The sequence below is a fragment of the Ruegeria sp. genome (assembly GCF_965243365.1).
Taxonomy (GTDB): Bacteria; Pseudomonadota; Alphaproteobacteria; order Rhodobacterales; family Rhodobacteraceae; genus Ruegeria.
In genome coordinates this window covers 1,720,508-1,737,119 of record NZ_CBDEUW010000002.1, presented here as the reverse complement: position 1 = coordinate 1,737,119, position 16,612 = coordinate 1,720,508, and the positions used below count along the sequence as shown (strand labels likewise).

Annotated in this window: 11 protein-coding genes, 1 tRNA gene and 1 pseudogene; 6 read left to right on the top strand and 7 right to left on the bottom strand. The window is 50.4% G+C overall.

The window, feature by feature from the left end; translation table 11 throughout:
- Positions 1–17: 17 nt before the first annotated feature.
- Complete coding sequence (locus tag ACP0GE_RS12270) at positions 18–1,370, bottom strand: hypothetical protein (RefSeq protein ID WP_424832225.1); 1,353 nt, start codon at positions 1,368–1,370, stop codon at positions 18–20.
- Between the two features lie 508 nt (positions 1,371–1,878).
- Here ACP0GE_RS12270 and ACP0GE_RS12265 point away from each other — a divergent pair.
- From ACP0GE_RS12265 to ACP0GE_RS12245, 5 genes are all read left to right on the top strand, one after another.
- A complete protein-coding gene (locus ACP0GE_RS12265; RefSeq protein WP_424832224.1) occupies positions 1,879–4,761 on the top strand; it encodes a M10 family metallopeptidase C-terminal domain-containing protein in 2,883 nt (960 codons plus the stop codon).
- Between the two features lie 534 nt (positions 4,762–5,295).
- Positions 5,296–6,339, top strand: coding sequence for an FkbM family methyltransferase (locus ACP0GE_RS12260; protein WP_424832223.1), 1,044 nt, complete (start codon positions 5,296–5,298; stop codon positions 6,337–6,339).
- On the top strand, positions 6,339–7,286 hold the full coding sequence (locus ACP0GE_RS12255) for a 6-hydroxymethylpterin diphosphokinase MptE-like protein (protein WP_424832222.1): 948 nt from the start codon (positions 6,339–6,341) through the stop codon (positions 7,284–7,286). Before ACP0GE_RS12260 ends, ACP0GE_RS12255 begins: the two co-directional genes overlap by 1 nt.
- Before the next feature lie 12 nt (positions 7,287–7,298).
- Positions 7,299–8,237: a glycosyltransferase family 2 protein gene (locus ACP0GE_RS12250; RefSeq protein ID WP_424832221.1), complete on the top strand. Its 939-nt coding sequence runs from the start codon at positions 7,299–7,301 to the stop codon at positions 8,235–8,237.
- An 83-nt stretch (positions 8,238–8,320) separates the two neighbouring features.
- Positions 8,321–9,400 carry a GSCFA domain-containing protein gene (locus ACP0GE_RS12245; RefSeq protein WP_424832220.1) on the top strand — a complete coding sequence of 360 codons (1,080 nt, stop codon included), beginning with the start codon at positions 8,321–8,323 and terminating at the stop codon, positions 9,398–9,400.
- Between the two features lie 131 nt (positions 9,401–9,531).
- Here the strand turns inward: ACP0GE_RS12245 and ACP0GE_RS12240 are convergent, their stop codons facing one another.
- The 6 genes and pseudogenes from ACP0GE_RS12240 to ACP0GE_RS12215 all read right to left on the bottom strand — a co-directional run bounded on the left by ACP0GE_RS12240 (position 9,532) and on the right by ACP0GE_RS12215 (position 15,466).
- A complete protein-coding gene (locus tag ACP0GE_RS12240) occupies positions 9,532–11,376 on the bottom strand; it encodes a carbamoyltransferase family protein (protein WP_424832219.1) in 1,845 nt (614 codons plus the stop codon).
- 20 nt (positions 11,377–11,396) lie between these two features.
- On the bottom strand, positions 11,397–11,693 hold the full coding sequence (locus ACP0GE_RS12235) for a hypothetical protein (RefSeq protein ID WP_424832218.1): 297 nt from the start codon (positions 11,691–11,693) through the stop codon (positions 11,397–11,399).
- Complete coding sequence (locus ACP0GE_RS12230; protein ID WP_424832217.1) at positions 11,686–12,600, bottom strand: SGNH/GDSL hydrolase family protein; 915 nt, start codon at positions 12,598–12,600, stop codon at positions 11,686–11,688. The genes ACP0GE_RS12235 and ACP0GE_RS12230 overlap by 8 nt, the downstream gene beginning before the upstream one ends.
- Before the next feature lie 642 nt (positions 12,601–13,242).
- Entirely contained in the window at positions 13,243–14,070 is an 828-nt protein-coding gene (locus ACP0GE_RS12225) for a 6-hydroxymethylpterin diphosphokinase MptE-like protein (protein ID WP_424832216.1), read from the bottom strand.
- A 276-nt stretch (positions 14,071–14,346) separates the two neighbouring features.
- Positions 14,347–15,102 (bottom strand): annotated as a pseudogene (locus tag ACP0GE_RS12220) (IS5 family transposase).
- Between the two features lie 287 nt (positions 15,103–15,389).
- Positions 15,390–15,466, bottom strand: a tRNA-Arg gene (locus ACP0GE_RS12215).
- Between the two features lie 116 nt (positions 15,467–15,582).
- On the opposite strand from ACP0GE_RS12215, the gene ACP0GE_RS12210 reads away from it, so the two are divergent.
- The gene (locus tag ACP0GE_RS12210; protein ID WP_424832215.1) at positions 15,583–16,608 is read left to right on the top strand and encodes a LacI family DNA-binding transcriptional regulator; all 1,026 of its coding nucleotides are present in this window, start codon (positions 15,583–15,585) and stop codon (positions 16,606–16,608) included.
- The last annotated feature ends 4 nt before the right edge of the window (positions 16,609–16,612 follow it).

The following is a 16,612-nucleotide window of genomic DNA, read 5'->3' as shown; positions in this document are numbered from 1 at the left end:
CCTCAAGGTAGCAGCCGCTACTGCGCAAAAACCGATTGATTCACGAATTCTGCCAGCCGTTTGTTGCCTTCGGCGGACAGATGCCCGTCGTAGACCGGGTGGATCACATAGGGTCTTTTTTCCGGATAGAGCCCGGTCGCATCCAGAACCTCCACGTGCCCCGCATCCTGAAACAACTGTTTAAGATCGACATAGGACTCGATTTCGCTGCCCGACTTTCCGGGGTGGAGGACAACAATCAGGCGCGCGTTGGGAATCTCTTGAACCTTATTCGCAACGAATTGCACGAGGTCTGAATAGGGTGCCGCCTCATACCCCAGCCGGTTCAGGGCCCTGCAGCGGCGTTCGCAGAAATAATGGAGAGAGGAATAGAGGATGTACTTTTTGAACGAGTAATTTCTCAGACGGCCGATCTTTGCAACTTGACCATCAGCAACCTCGAACCTTGGGTAATTGGGGTGATAGTATAGCGTTTCGATGTAACCACCTGCGCTGCGCCCCACATGCCCTATATAGGCGACGTATACGAATGTTACCGGATCAAGCTCTGCAATTTCTGCAACATCCTCAAACCGCTCGCTCAGCAGAAATGCGTTCTGCCCGATACCCCAACCGCTCAGCGCCCAAATGTCTCCGCGAATTCCGGTCAAATCGGAAAGGTAATAGGGTAACGTCTGGTCATCACGGACTCCGTCTCCAAACACGCGAGAACCGCCAATGAAAATTAGTCTCCCTTCCGTGCGGGCAGGTGCCGGGTTCACGCGCTCCGCATTTTCATCCGTCTTTAGGAAGTACTCGCTCAGCAGCTCATCACCAAGCACTTGATTGGTCTTTTGACCTACACAATTTGCTTTGCGCCGGTAGCCGAGATCGTGATCAATGGTGTAGCCACAGTCCACATGCCCCGGGGCATGTTCTCGGGCGAAAGCCGGTTCAAGAGAATTGGCGCTATTCGTCTTAGAAAACAGCGGAGATTTAGTCAGCGGAAAACACACGATGAAACCAAATATAGTCAACGTAGCAACCCAAGCCGACGACCCGGAACGTAGTAGAATCGTGCCAATATAGAAGGGCATCAGTAGCACCAGAAAGTGGCTGTCTGGCGTGCCGATCATGTTGTCGACATAGCCCGCTAACCATAGGATATACACCAAAGGCAGGTAAAGCGCCGCTGAAACGAGCTTCACCCAAAAAGAACCAACTAGGAAAACGACAAAATAGACTGCTACAAGCGCTACATAAACTACATGATGCACGAAATCTGCTGAAAAAGACATACTCCAGCACAACATCAGGATGGCGCAGCAAGTCTTGAAGAAAAACTCCCCAGACTGGATACCGAAGCGGTTCAGAAAACGAGCAGGCAACATAGCGCACACCTCAGTAGAAAATTAGCTTTAAGCCCATCATTGCATCTGCGGTCAAGTGCTGAATTTGCTTCTTTTCGTTGCAGATGGAGTTTCAATTCGGACCTCAAGCTCGCGGTCTGTGTGCAGCGGAATATATCCTTCGAAGGCAGGTACAATGAATCTGTTGTTGACTCAGACTTAAGGAAGAAACTGCCGCTGTCAGAGTTAAAGTGGGCCACGTGGTAGGAGAGCCCATATAACTAGGGTGGATAGCTTTTGATCAAAGGGTGAAGTCAGCCCACGCACTCCTATCCGTCTCTCTTCTGCTTGGAAAATGCACGACAGATTCTGCCCTGCAGCCGTTCGATAAAGTCATCAAAGACGCCATCGCTTTTGACACAATTTCCTCTTGTTTCGGCCATAAGGTTGCTTCATCAGTACCCCAATTTAGAGTATCGAGCGTGTCGATCACGACGGTTGCCGCTTAAGTTTGGTTGGTTAATTGAGTATGTTAGTCTAGGTGCTGGTTTTGGATTTCGCCAGCAGAAGAACATTACAAATAGGGTGTGATGGTATGGTAGCTTTTAACAACGATCAGATCGCAAACTTTTTGGTGTATGAAGATGGCAATCGAGCGACCCATTGGTCGTCCAATTCAATTACCGTTAATTTTTCGGGTTTACCATCAGCAGTAAAGACGATGGCCCGGCTAGCTTTGTCCACTTGGGAAGACCTTACAGGTGTAAGCTTTAACGAAGTTTCGTTTGGCGCGCAGATTACTTTTGATGATGAAAGGGCAGGCGCTTATGCATCATCCTATGGGTATGTTTACCCAAACGACATCATCCTGACAGATGTAGATATAAACGTCAGCAAAAACTGGATTCAAACATATGGTATTGGAACGGACACCTATTCCTTCCAGACATATGTACATGAAATCGGTCATGCGCTCGGATTGGGGCACGCCGGGCACTACAATGGCAGCGCTGTCTTTGGCCGCGACAATCACTATGACAACGATAGCTGGCAAACCTCAGTTATGTCATATTTTTCACAAACTGAGAACACTTTTACAGACGCCTCATTTGCTTTCGTGATAACCCCAATGATCGCGGATGTTCTGGCCATGTGGGACCTTTATGGTAGGACAAATAATCTTAGGGATACGAATACGGTATATGGTGTCGGTTCAACTGCCGGTGGGGTATACGACGAAATTTCGCGGGTGGGTCACTCGGTAGCGTTCAACATCGTTGATGATGGCGGTTGGGATATTATTGATTTCTCGAACGACTACGAAGATCAATCGGTAAATCTTAACGCGGAAGAATACTCCGACGTCTACGGCCTAGTCGGAAACATGGCGATCATGCGTCATACGATGATAGAGCAGTACAATGCCGGGCAAGGCAATGACACAATCACCGGAAACTCAGCTACAAATATCCTAAATGGTAATGGCGGCAATGACGTAATTTACTCAAAATCCAATGGCTCCAACAACAACACGATAAACGGCGGCAATGGTAACGACACTATATATCTTGCTAACGGTTCCGGAGCGGACACGGTCAACGGAGATGTAGGAAACGATACTGCCGTCGTAAGAAACAATACCGGCTCATTCACCGGCGGTGTCGGCATAGATACGGTTCGGTTTGTCAATGCCATGAACACCTATTTGCTCAACACCAGTGGCGGCAACTACGAGTTTTTCAATGTCTTAACTGGCAAGACCTTCACAGTATCAAACGATGTGGAGCGGTTCGAGTTTTCCAATGGGTCCCTCAGTTTGGCCAAATCTGAACTGGCTTCAGCGACGCAGATCACAGATATCGAGACAACGGGCACTGCATTACGACACGCCAAACAGGGGATATATCTGATTGGCGGCAACGCAACAGATATCGTCGTGACCAAAGATGGGGGCGTGGTCGGAGAGGGCTCCATCACAGGATGGTCTGCTATACACGCCCAATCGAATGGCTCAGGCGGCTACAATCTACTGTGGAAAAGCGATAACGGTGCGTTTTATGAGTGGTCGCTGAATGATCAAGGTACCCTATTGAACGGGGCAGCCATCGCCAACGTCGTTGATCGGGAGATTTTTTACGGAGCGGATCTCAACAATGACGGTACAATCGGACATGCAACATCCTCGATTGAAAGTAACGGATCGAACGAACTGTTCTTGTCAACGCGGGGCATGTACCTGATCGACGGGGTCACAGAGATTACCAAAAACGGGGTGGCTATGGGGCCTGACTCCATTCCCGGCTGGACCCCGGTTCAGGTTGAGGCGTCCGGTGGCGGGTATCGTGTGCTGTGGCAGAATACATCCGGCAGCTACTATGAGTGGGCGCTGGACGGCCAAGGAGAGCTTGTCAATGGCAGCGCCGTCGCCAATGTAATCGACGTCGAAGCCTTCTATGGGGTTGACCTCAACAACGATGGCCAGACCGGCCATTTCAATATGTCGATTGAAAGTAACGGATCGAACGAACTGTTCTTGTCAACGCGGGGCATGTACCTGATCGACGGGGTCACAGAGATTACCAAAAACGGGGTGGCTATGGGGCCTGACTCCATTCCCGGCTGGACCCCGGTTCAGGTTGAGGCGTCCGGTGGCGGGTATCGTGTGCTGTGGCAGAATACATCCGGCAGCTACTATGAGTGGGCGCTGGACGGCCAAGGAGAGCTTGTCAATGGCAGCACCGTCGCCAATGTAATCGACGTCGAAGCCTTCTATGGGGTTGACCTCAACAACGATGGCCAGACCGGCCATTTCAATATGTCGATTGAAAGTAACGGATCGAACGAACTGTTCTTGTCAACGCGGGGCATGTACCTGATCGACGGGGTCACAGAGATTACCAAAAACGGGGTGGCTATGGGGCCTGACTCCATTCCCGGCTGGACCCCGGTTCAGGTTGAGGCGTCCGGTGGCGGGTATCGTGTGCTGTGGCAGAATACATCCGGCAGCTACTATGAGTGGGCGCTGGACGGCCAAGGAGAGCTTGTCAATGGCAGCGCCGTCGCCAATGTGGCCAACGTTGAGAGTTTCTATGGTTTTGATGTTGACGGAAACGGTTCGATTGGACTCACTGCTGTAAATCATCACTCGCAAACCTCTGGTAATTATCAGCCCCGACAATTGCCTAGCAATCAGAGTGATTTGACTTGTGTGGGGCTAAGCGATGATCACGAATTCGTCTTCGTCCCAAAGAGCGATGGGGGCATCGAAGAAAGCGGTGATTTGTTTTGCGGCGTTGCCAGCGACAACAATGGGCTTCCAGAAATGGACAACGTTCTAATTCAGACGTGGGACGGTTCTGCTGAATCAGGATATCCGCAGAATATCGATCTCGTTTCATCTGGTGTCGAGGAGGAAGAGTTCTTTTTTCTTTAAGTTGCGAGCAATACGCGGAGGCAGGGCAGGTTCGGCAATCGACGGGAAATCTGCTGCAAACGAAGACGAAAACATAGATGCCCAAAGCTTGATCTGGTCTGGGCCGACAACCAGCCTTTGGCGTAAGTGTTGCTCAAGCCGAATGCCCAACGAGCACCCGTTCCACCTCCGCGCCATGCTTGTCACATGATTTGAGATAGCATGATCACAACAACCATCGCGACCCGTTCCTGTACAACGACTGGTTCACTTCGCCTGAATTCTGCCGGCCAAAAGAAGACCAAGTTTTGAACAGAGCCAGCTTGTAATCGTGGTCTTCAAGGAGTACGGGACCGCCATGAATCTTCGTCTTCCCATCGCTCTTGGCCACTTGTTCCATCGCTGCTTTGTTGCTATGCACGCACCCAATTAAGCGGGCCCTTAGGCCGCGCGCCGGCAACATAATGGCCCCTCATGCCCTCACTTCGACAGGTATTAAGATCTTTGCGAGAAGGGCTCCGCCGCCCCAAGAGCACTAGACGACGCGTAAAGGCGATGTCGCGTCGGCTTGAGACTTTGGAGCAAGTAATAAACAGCTTTCAAGCTCGCCAGTTAGATCGCAGCGAGTTCTTGTTGCAGGCTTTGCGCAGCACTGATCGCAACATTAGCCGTGACCTCAAGGTGCTTTTGGACGCGAGCAGGCAGATGCCGACAGCACACGCTACGTTGAGCGACCTGCGCGCCGCGTTAGCTGACTCAAGCCGTAAACCCCGCCGATTGCCCAAGCTCAAGGACGTATTCAGCGAGTACTCCAATGTTTTAGAAGAAGGCAAACCCTTCAAACTATGGGGCTATGATGTAGAGTACTTAGATTCCAAAGCGCTTTGGATCCAGCTCAATGAGCTAATCTTTCGCCGCGAGTACATTTTTTCGCATGATTTCAATGCACCCCATCGTATTATTGACGGTGGCGCCAACATTGGCCTGTCAGTGTTGTTTCTCAAGGCGATCTACCCTAATGCTCATATAGTCGCTTTCGAGCCGAACGAGGTTTGCTGGGAGGTGGCGCGAAGAAATATCGAACGTAACAACTTAAGCAATGTGACATTATTGAAGGCGGCGCTTGGCCCCGAGTGTGGCTCTGCTAAGCTCTACGTCAGTGACACTGACAGTATGGCTGCTTCTCTTGCTCCGCGTCGGATTACAGATGAAATGGAACACGCAGCTGTCGATGTGCCAATGAAAGGGCTGGGTGCCTACCTGGATTCCCCTGTTGATTTTCTTAAGCTTGACATCGAGGGTAACGAGGCCGAGGTGCTTGCGGCAGTTCGCGACAAGTTGGGTAACGTACGCAACCTCTTTTGTGAATACCACTTCTCGGCGGCCCAGCCCGACAAGAACAAGCTGCGTGATATTATCGATGTCCTTGATGACACTGCGTTTGACTTTCAGGTGGCCAAGTCTTTGTGGTTTGGAGAACACTCCGAGTCGGCACCGATGGATTTCGTTGGTAAGGACTATAGCGGAGTGATCTATGCGAAGCGCCGAGCAGGAGCGATGACGGACACGGTCGCGCCCGCGCGCAAGACAAACGACTGATGGCTACTGAGATAAGGTTGATGCGCATCATGTTCAATAAGCTCTTCCAAAGCTCACTAACCGACGGTGACGAGGCAAGCATCTCTATGCCTTCCAAAAGGCGCATCGCGAAGTTGGAGGAGAGCGTTAGAAAGCTGGAAAAAGAGATCCAAAAACGCAATGAGGAAATTAGCAAACTAAAATACAAAAGCGTCTTGTCGGACCGAACCTTTGAAAGCCTCTTTCGCGGCATCTATGGCCGGTCGCTGCACGATTTCGCAGGTCGCCATGCGGGAGAGCGGTGTTTTGTAGTGGGCAACGGTCCTTCGCTCAACAAAATCGATATATCCCGCCTGCGAGACGAGATTACGCTCGGTGCCAACCGGGCCTTTATCGGATTTGAGAAATGGGGGTTTTCTTTTGATTATTGGATGGTCCAGGATCGCATCCTGGCAAATCAAAGTGCCGATGAGTTTTGCGATAACCTTCCCAAGGAGATGATCAAATTCATCCCTTATACGATCTTGCGGCATTTCGATATTGCACGGCTAGACAATGTGGTGCCGTTCAATTTGGACTACACGCAGCAATGTTCTTTCTCCAATGACCCTTCCGCTTTGCATGAAGGGTTCACTGTAACGGTGGGATTACTGCAGGTCGCAGCTATCATGGGCTTCACCAAAATTGTACTGGTAGGAGTTGATCACAACTATCAGATTCCCAAAAGAAACGTGAACGACGACAAAAAGTGGTCAGGTGAAGGTCTTTCGAACCATTTTTCCGAAGATTATACCAACTCTAAAAACGGCCAGGTCTGGGAAATGCCTGATATCGATAGGATGATCCGGGCCTATGAAGCAGCAGCAGTTTGGGCCCGAAAGAATGGTATCGAGATAGTAAACGCCTCGCCTGGGACCCATCTTGAAGCGTTTCCAAAAGTTGAATTTGAAGGCCTGTTCCAATCCTGATCACAGCGTGTCATGTCTAAAATTTCAATCGTCGTTCCAATATACAATACCGAAGCCTATCTGCCGCAGTGCTTGGATTCGATCCTAACCCAAACCCACGAAAACATTGAAGTAATTTGCGTAGATGACCGAACACCAGACCGGTCAGCTGAGATCGTACGGGATTATATGGCTGGAGACGAACGCGTACGCCTTTTATCCCATCGCATAAATCAAGGGTTGGGGCCTGCACGTAACACAGGAATCCGTGCAGCTTCGGGTGAGGTTATCGGCTTTGTAGATAGTGACGATTGGGTCGATCCTGAGATGTTTTCTACCCTCTGGAAAGTGATGATTCGTGACGAGGCGGACATTGTCCAATGTTCTGCACGTCGCATCAAGAAGGGCCGAAATATTGGCTCTTATCCGAAATCTGTGGGTACACGGGACGCATTTGTCATGCATTCAATGTTTGGCGAACGCCCCCGTATAGTCGGCGCGGCCTGGAACAAAATCTACCGGACCCGACTTTTTCAGGACAATGGCATTACCTACCCACCGATCCTTTTTGAGGACGTTGCTACCACACCACGGCTAGTGCATTTGTCAAAGCGCGTGTCGAGCGTGCCTGAAAGCTATCTTAACTACCGGTTTCGCGACGACAGTATTGTTAATTCAATTAATCCAAACACCCTAGTCAAAAGGGTCGAAGGCTTACTCACCGCCGCTGAAATCCTTGGTGCCTTTTTTAACCAGCGGAATGCTCATTCCCTGGAGTTCATTCTCAATATGCGGGCGTTTCTGCTCCAACAGATCGAGCAAAACTTGAATACCGCACGAGACCAGGCCAAGGCGGGTAACGCGTTGGAACGTAGCCATGAAACTCTGCGGGCGCATTTCTCGAAACACAACCGGGATGCACAGTACTTTTTTCCAGACCAGGCAGAACTACTTAAGCGGTTTGGCGCATAGTGGAAAACAGCTGCTATCAGTTGGTCTGTCTGTAAGATATCATAAACATCGAGCCTCCGTTTCCAATTGAAAGGATAAACTCTGTGTTCTCTTTCATCGAGCGTCGTTACAAGCAATGGACCCGAGGGAGTTCTTGGAAGACCAACTCCAAAGGTTTTCTACATTCGCGCTCATCTGCCGCACGAGGTTCCACGACCTCATTTGTTGAACGTCACTACAAACAATGGTCGCGAGGGCTGGACGATAAATTCAAAACTGAGGGGCACGCGCCGCATGATGCCTGCACCCGGCTAATCCGAGATGAATTTATAGACATCGCCTTTCACCCCAAATTCAAACTCGCAGAGGATGCCAGCTATTTTGCCATCGGTTCCTGTTTCGCGCGTAACATCGAAGCAGCTCTTCTGAAGGAGGGCTATCCGGTGCTGTCAACGCAGCTTGAACTGCCGCCAGAAGCAGAAGCGCGGATATTTCACTTCCAAAGCGAAGTGATGACCAAGTTTAACCCACACTCAATGGAAGTTGAGATTGAGCGTGCATTTTCCGACACCCCAATTGGTTATGGGCTGATTGAGATGAACGAAGGTAAACTCTGGAACCCTCAACTTCATCGAGTGGGGGAGTTGTCAGTAGAAGGCCAATTGGAAACGACCAAAGCCGTTCGCAAAACCGTTCGCAAAATTTCCGAAGCTGATGTGGTTTTCATAACGCTGGGTCTGACCGAAACTTGGTGGGACGTTGAAACAAACACGCCGTTGAATGATGCACCTGCAGACTGGCGCTTTGCTAAGCGAACCGGTCGATTTGAGTTTCGCAACACCGGGTTTGCCGAAAGCTATACCAGCGTAGAGCGACTGCTGAATCTGATTCGGGCCAATTCCACTCGCGATCCCAAAATCATCCTGACAGTCTCGCCAGTTCCACTCTTGCGCACATTTACCGATCAGGACATCATAGTGGCGAACTCGTATTCAAAATCAACTCTGCGAGCAGTTGCTACAGAGATCGCAGGCGCATATGCTGATGTCGATTACTTCCCTAGCTTCGAAATGGTTACTTACTCGCCGCGCCATCTTGCCTGGAGACACGACCAACGCCATGTGGAGCCGCCCATGGTTTGGAGTATCACAAGGCGCTTTAGAGAATCTTATATTGAAGGTTAAATTTCGAGAGAGCGCGCCTAGGTACAAAATGTTCCGTCGCACGGTTGGGTAGTTACGCACAGAACCTCCTCTCTCGTTGACGCCCATATTGCGATGTGAGGTTCGAAGTCTGTTACCTTTTCGGGCGTGTTTCAATCGTGCTCAAACTTCTGAAAATACCGAAAACACACAATCGGATCTTGTTCTGTCTTTCTGACAAGAAACGGGCCAATGGCCAGATAATCCAGATCGGTATTCACAAAACACCTGAACGCATCCTCTGGTGTGCAGACAATAGGTTCGCCTCGAACGTTGAAGCTCGTATTAACTAAGATCGGGCAGTCAGTGAGTCCTCGAAACTCATCGATCAGGGCATGAAACTCGGGATTTGTTTTTTTGCTTACGGTCTGAACCCTAGCCGAATAATCAACATGAGTTACTGCTGGGATTTGACTGTGGTCTGTTTCGGGCAGGATGTCCTGACTTTGGTCGGTGCCATCTTTGTTACCACTTTCTTTGCGGCAATGTTCTTCATTCACTTGCGCAACAAGAGACATGTACGGGCTAAAGCCGTCGAATTGAAACCACTCTTCGGTGAATTCTTCCAATACCGCAGGGGCAAAAGGTCTGAACGACTCTCGTTTTTTTACCTGAAGGTTCAGCTTGCGTTGCATCACACGCGAGCGTGGGTCCGCCAGAATTGATCGATTTCCAAGTGCGCGTGGGCCGAATTCCATTCTTCCTTGAAACCAGGCCACGGAACTTCCTCTGGACAGTTCCGAAGCTACTGTTTCGCGCAATTTTTGCATCGATAGCTCAGTAAAACTTGCGCCCATTGCAGTAAGCCGTTCACGAGTATCGTCGTCATCAAAAGCTGGGCCTAAATATGCTCCCGACATCCCGTCGGTCTGGGAATCAGGCTTTCGCTCCTTCCCTTGAACCACATGATGTCCATATAGTGCTGCTCCAAGCGCTCCGCCCGCATCACCTGCTGCCGGTTGAATCCAAAGATTCCCAGCGCCAATTCTTTGAGCCAATCGGCCATTTGCAACAGAATTCAGGGCGACCCCCCCTGCAAGACAGATTGAGCTGCAACCCAATTCCGAGAGTGCCGCAGTTGAAAGTTTTTGAACGATATCTTCGACTACTCTTTGGATAGAAGCCGCGACATCGGCGTACATTTTTGTCAACAAAGAATCGGACTCTCGACGTGGAACGCCGAAAAGTCTTTCCAGCTTTTCAGCGACCACGTCATTTCTAGAAAAGCCCTGAAAATACTCTTGGTTGATCTCGAACGAGCCATCATTGTTTACGGAAATAAGCTCGTCCCGTATTTGGTTCTCAAAAATCGGATCACCGTACGGCGCGAGTCCCATCATTTTGTACTCACCAGAGTTTATTTTAAATCCGGTGAAATGCGTAAATGCCGAGTAGAGCAGGCCCAAGGAATTCGGGTATTTCATTTCCTTGAGCATCGATATTTTGTTTGCTTCCCCCAAAGCCAGGCTTGCTGTAGCGTGCTCACCAACCCCGTCGAGCGTGAGGATTGCGGCCCTGTCAAAAGGTGAAGGGAAAAAAGCGCTAGAGGCGTGTGCGGCGTGGTGTTCGACAAAAATCAAGTTTGATTTACAATCAAAATCCGCAACGATACCGTTAATTCTCTCTTCTATTTCCCTGTGTTGGAACAAATGCCCGCCAAGCCAGCGAGACATCGCTTCGTCGAACTCCTCCTTGCCATCCGAGGTCAGGCGGAGCGCAGTCTCAACAATTCTGTCGAACTTCAGAAACGGGTTTTCATAAAAGACAACTTTCTCAATGCTTTCGCCGTGCGCTGCAGCCTGACTAACGCAGTACTCTAAAGCGCGGGACGGAAAAGACGGATCGTGACGCTTGCGGGTAAAGCGTTCCTCCTGAGCGGCCGCCAGCACTGAACCATTGCTTCCAACACAAGCAGCGGCAGCGTCATGGTAAAAGCAGGAAATACCAATTATCGCCATGATGTTCTTTCGTTCTCTTTTTAGTAGAGGGGATATTTATACTGCAGGAGTGCACTAACTGAGGTGTGTAAGCGAAACTCATCTTCATCTGTTGAAATCTTGACGCATTCCTCCAGGAACGCCGCCGCATCCATCATGCCCATCGAGTGAAAAAATACCGCTGCTTCCTTGAAGTTTTCAGGCAGTTCTCGAGCATGGACAACAAAAGCTTCATCTGACGCACGCGCGCTCCAGCCAACCTGATCTTTCTGGACATCTGCGCCACTGGTCTCCAGAGACCTCAATTTGTCCCATAGTCTATCGATCACATTACTCATTTTTTAGCCCCTTGATGTCGAAACGTTCACCCATCTCACGAGCAATTGCCTGGGCCAATACGCGGTCACCCGCCTCATTCTGGTGCCGGTAATCTCTGTATAATTTGACCTTGCCATCGAATAAAAAGCTCAGATCACAACAATGCGCATAGATGTCCGGCTGTGACTGTAGGTGGCTGCGAACAGAATTATAGAAGTCAATTGCCACATCCCGGTAAATATCTCCATCATTCATGTACTTGCTAGCAAATGGCTCCAGCAAGTTCTTTCGCTCTATTTCATCGTGATGGTAGTTGCCGTAGACCATTGTCGGCTGCAAACAGCACAAAATCTGCGCATCTGCATCGGTACACAGCGCTCGCATCAATCGGATGTTGCGCAACCAGACCTCACTCTTGTCACTTCGATGGGGTATTCCCCCGACCCAATCGTCAAATGCGTCTGTCGACTCGCACAAATATTCTGCCACGCGCCGTTGATAAGAGTGCAAAAGCGGAAATTCTGGACGGGTATGCCCCCAAGTAAAATCATTAATTCCAGATAGTGAGACAACTATATCAGGTTTGATGGACGGTAGATCCCTTAGGACCTTGATGAGTTCTTGGCTGGAGGAGTACCCTGCGACCCCGCCGTTCAATATGACAGTGTTAACCCCTTGGGAAATTAGTATCTCTCCAAGAAAAGCTGGCCACCTTGCGCTTCCAAAATCTGTCGTCGACCCCCCGATCGTGAGAATAACAATATCCTTGTCCTTGAATCCCTCTCCCGGGGGCCAAATATCATAGCCTGGAATGGCGTTGGACTTCTTCGAGTAACCCAAGAATGGGTCATATACACTGTAATCTGGTTCTTCGTAGGGGAAAGCTTCACTTAGGTTTTCGTAAGGTGCCGTCACTTTGGTGGCCATTTTTCGCACTCTCCTTTTTCGTTAGGTGATAGAGGGAGCTTTCCACCCCTTCAACCCAACACGGGATCTGGTTGGAGGGTTTGCCCGATTTATCCATCTTATGTTGCCGGGTCTGGGATGTCCTGACTGCTAATCCCAGTTTAACCTGGAGCTTCGACCGAAGCCTGCGCCAACGGACAGCTCCATATTTGCAATGCGCCAAATTTCAACGAGATAACAAGAAATTCCCAAGGCTCTTCAGGTCCGATACATCGGGGCTCAAAGCCAGTACACGGCGGGCGTTGCCCACGAGAACGGAAATCGCGCCAGGTCAGGCATTCGATTTGTCTCGGTTTCGATATGGTTATGGCAGACAATCCGCCCCAACTGAGCGCTCTACTGGCAGATCGTGGTAATGGTGCCGACAGCAGTCATAAAAACATGGACAGCGAGTCCTCCCCTGGCAGAAATTACGCAAAAAAGCGTGTCGGTGTCGACTGCTCGTTTTATCATTTCCGCAACTAAATGGGACGCAGCTTCATCAAGCTGAAGAATGCTCCGCATGTCACAATCCGCTATAACGAGACCGCTGAAAACTACTTGGGTTTCATCGACATCACATCTGCCTGCTTTTGGTTACGTCATTTATCAACATAACCTAGTCTAATTTGGCTCAGAAGCCAAAACACTTTCAAGGTCTTCTCGCTCAAAAACGCTCAGATTAGTGCGCCTAGAACAATTCACAATACGGATACCCAATTTCTCCGCTTCAAATCGAGCTTTCTTATATGAAACCTCCAAAACATGTAGGTTTGGTGAGTGCCACTTTTCACCAGGTGGCCGATATAGGGGGTGAAAATGATTTTGCTCTCCTTCACTGATCATAACACCTTTTTCGCCTTTAGAAGCCCTACCCTCAGTGTATTGGTGGTCCAAACCTAGTAAATAAATCTCCGTAAATCCCATGGCTATTGCCATTTGAATTTCTGTATAAACAATTGTCGACCCCCAAGCAATTCCGCTGGTTAGGCTTGGATTGAAGTTCGGGAATTCAGGGTCATCCAACGGGCTATCCCAGTATTTCGGCGGAGTAGTGGGGAAGCAAATAATACCTTTAAATCTCTTGATGTCGGAAAACAAATTGGTAGGAAAGAGTCGTACACACCCAGATAGCTGCTGTATTTCGCTACGGCACTGAGTAAGAACCAGTTTATCCTCGACACAGTAGAAGTTGGGGCGCCACGTCGTCTGATCGTAAATTAGAAATATCTTATTGGAGGCAAAGGATATTTCACCCCTTATCCTTTCAAGATCTGCCGCGGCAAGGCTTGGACCATTACCAATTATAAAACATCTTTTCCCAGAGTATTTTCCAGTAACGCCCTTTAAATACTCTCTGTCTCGTTTACTGACATGTGAGTAAATCTTGGCACGATATCCGGGTGCAAAGGCACGCCTTAGTTCTCGCCTTATTTTCCAAAACGGAATCATGGTAGATAACGGCCTCCAAATTGGGCAATTTTTTGCAAGACTGCAGGTCGAGCAAAGATATGTCGATGTGAATACTCTCATAAATCAGCACATCAGTATGCCTTTTACCAGCAAAGCGCCGGAAGTCTACGAGAGATATGTATTCCCAATTAATTACGGTTGCTTTTCAACGACGTTGCCGCCCAATTTCATCAGCTTTATGCACTATTTGCGCAACTCGATACAACTCGTTCGAAGAATTGATAGGCCGGCCCTGGCCCACTCTCATGATTAGGCTCAGGACCATAACCAATAGATGCCGATGGCTGCGAGTGCGGACAGAAAGACCTTTGGGCATCTGCCACATCGGGTTGCGACACGCCGCCAGTCCTTCAGTCTACCGAACATGATTTCAGTGCGGTTGCGACGTTCGTATCGGCGCCGCCGTATCAGGCGGCTTTTTTGCGTTGCTTTCGGCCTGGGACGCAGACACGTATCCCTTTGTCCTACAGGGCTTCTCTGAACCAATCTGCATCTTAGCCGCGATCTCCGAGCAGCCAATCGACATCCGGTAGGCTGCACAGCAGAGTCTTTGCCCTGGGATAATCACTGACCTGACCAGCCGTCACAAAGATGTTCAGTGGGCGCCCTTGACTGTCACAGATAGCATGAAGCTTGGTGTTCTTGCCACCTTTGGTCCGACCGATCAGCCATCCACGCCCCTTTTTTGACCCCAAGGCTGGAAGCCGTGCGGTGCGCCTTCAGGTAGGCGGCATCGATCACCACTGTCTATTGCTCGCCGTGGTCAGCAGACAAACCCATCGTCATCTCGGCAGAGATGCCCTCGTCGCTCCACCGCTTCCGGAGGTTGTTGAGCCTCTTATGTGGTCCATATTCCTTGGGTGCGTCCCTCCACCTCAACCCGTTGCGATTGATGAAGATACTGTCGCTCAAGACGCGCCGATCATCCACGCGAGGCTTGCTCTGGGATTTCGGGAAATAGGGCTCCAGGTAGGCCATCTGCTCGTCGCTCAACCAGAAAAAATCAGACATTGTCACCGCTTATTTTTGCAATCGTGAATCATGTCATTCGACGGAAATCAATGGGTCCCGAGCCTAAGGGCCCGAAATGAAATCCCTTCTCATTGTAGTGAACCTGTATGTCCTTTGGTATTCTGCGCCGCTAGTTCGCTCTACCTCCATGCCATTCAATATGTTTGACCGTCATTCTTATTGGACTGTATCTGAACCAGTTTTTCGACATGTGTCACCCAATGTGTCACCTATCGGGGTACAAGAACATCCAAGATATAGAAAGCACATACTTTTTAAGAAAAGCCTGGCGACCCCGGCAGGATTCGAACCTGCAACCTGCCCCTTAGGAGGGGGCTGCTCTATCCAGTTGAGCCACGGGGCCGTGCGTTGCCCTCTGTAGCCGGGTTTTGCAGGCTTGTCATCGCCTTTGCTCAACGGTTGTAAATCTTGTCCTGTTCACGCTACCATCGGGCAAAACAACAACGCAGGTACTCCCCGGTGACAACAGAAACAAAACGCCCGCTTACCCTTCGTGACGTCTCGGAAGCGTCCGGAGTATCGGAAATGACGGTCAGTCGGGTCTTGCGGAACCGGGGCGATGTCTCAGATGCCACGCGGACGCGGGTTCTGGCTGCCGCGAAAGAGCTTGGGTATGTTCCGAACAAGATCGCAGGTGCCCTGGCCTCCAGCCGGGTGAACCTGGTTGCCGTCATTATCCCGTCACTGTCGAACATGGTGTTCCCTGAGGTGCTGACAGGCATCAATCAGGTGCTTGAGGATACAGAACTGCAGCCCGTGGTCGGCGTTACAGACTATCTGCCGGAAAAAGAAGAAAAGGTTCTGTACGAGATGCTCTCGTGGCGGCCCTCGGGCGTTATCATCGCAGGGCTGGAGCATACGGATGCCGCGCGCGCCATGTTGGATTCCGCGGGTATTCCGGTGGTTGAGATCATGGATACCGACGGCAAGCCGGTGGATGCGATGGTCGGTATTTCGCACCGCCGCGCCGGGCGTGAGATGGCGCAGGCAATCCTGAAGGCCGGGTATGAGCATATCGGTTTCATGGGAACCAAAATGCCGCTAGATCATCGGGCGCGAAAGCGGTTCGAAGGCTTTACCGAGGTGTTGGGCAAGCACGGGGTCGAGATCGAGGACCGCGAGTTCTATTCCGGCGGTTCCGCGCTGGCCAAGGGGCGCGAGATGACGCAAGCCATGCTCGAACGGTCCCCCGAACTGGATTTTCTTTATTATTCCAACGACATGATTGGTGCTGGCGGATTGCTGTACCTGCTGGATCAGGGCATTGATGTGCCGGGTCAGATCGGCTTGGCCGGGTTCAACAATGTCGAGCTTTTGCAAGGCCTGCCGCGTAAACTGGCCACGATGGATGCGTGCCGGCTTGAGATCGGGCGCCAGGCGGCAGAAATTATCGCAGCTCAGTTGCAGGACCCCGAGGCCGAGATTGAAACGCGTGTCACTCTGACCCCCAAGATCAGCTATGGCGATACGCTGAAACGGCGTTGAACCC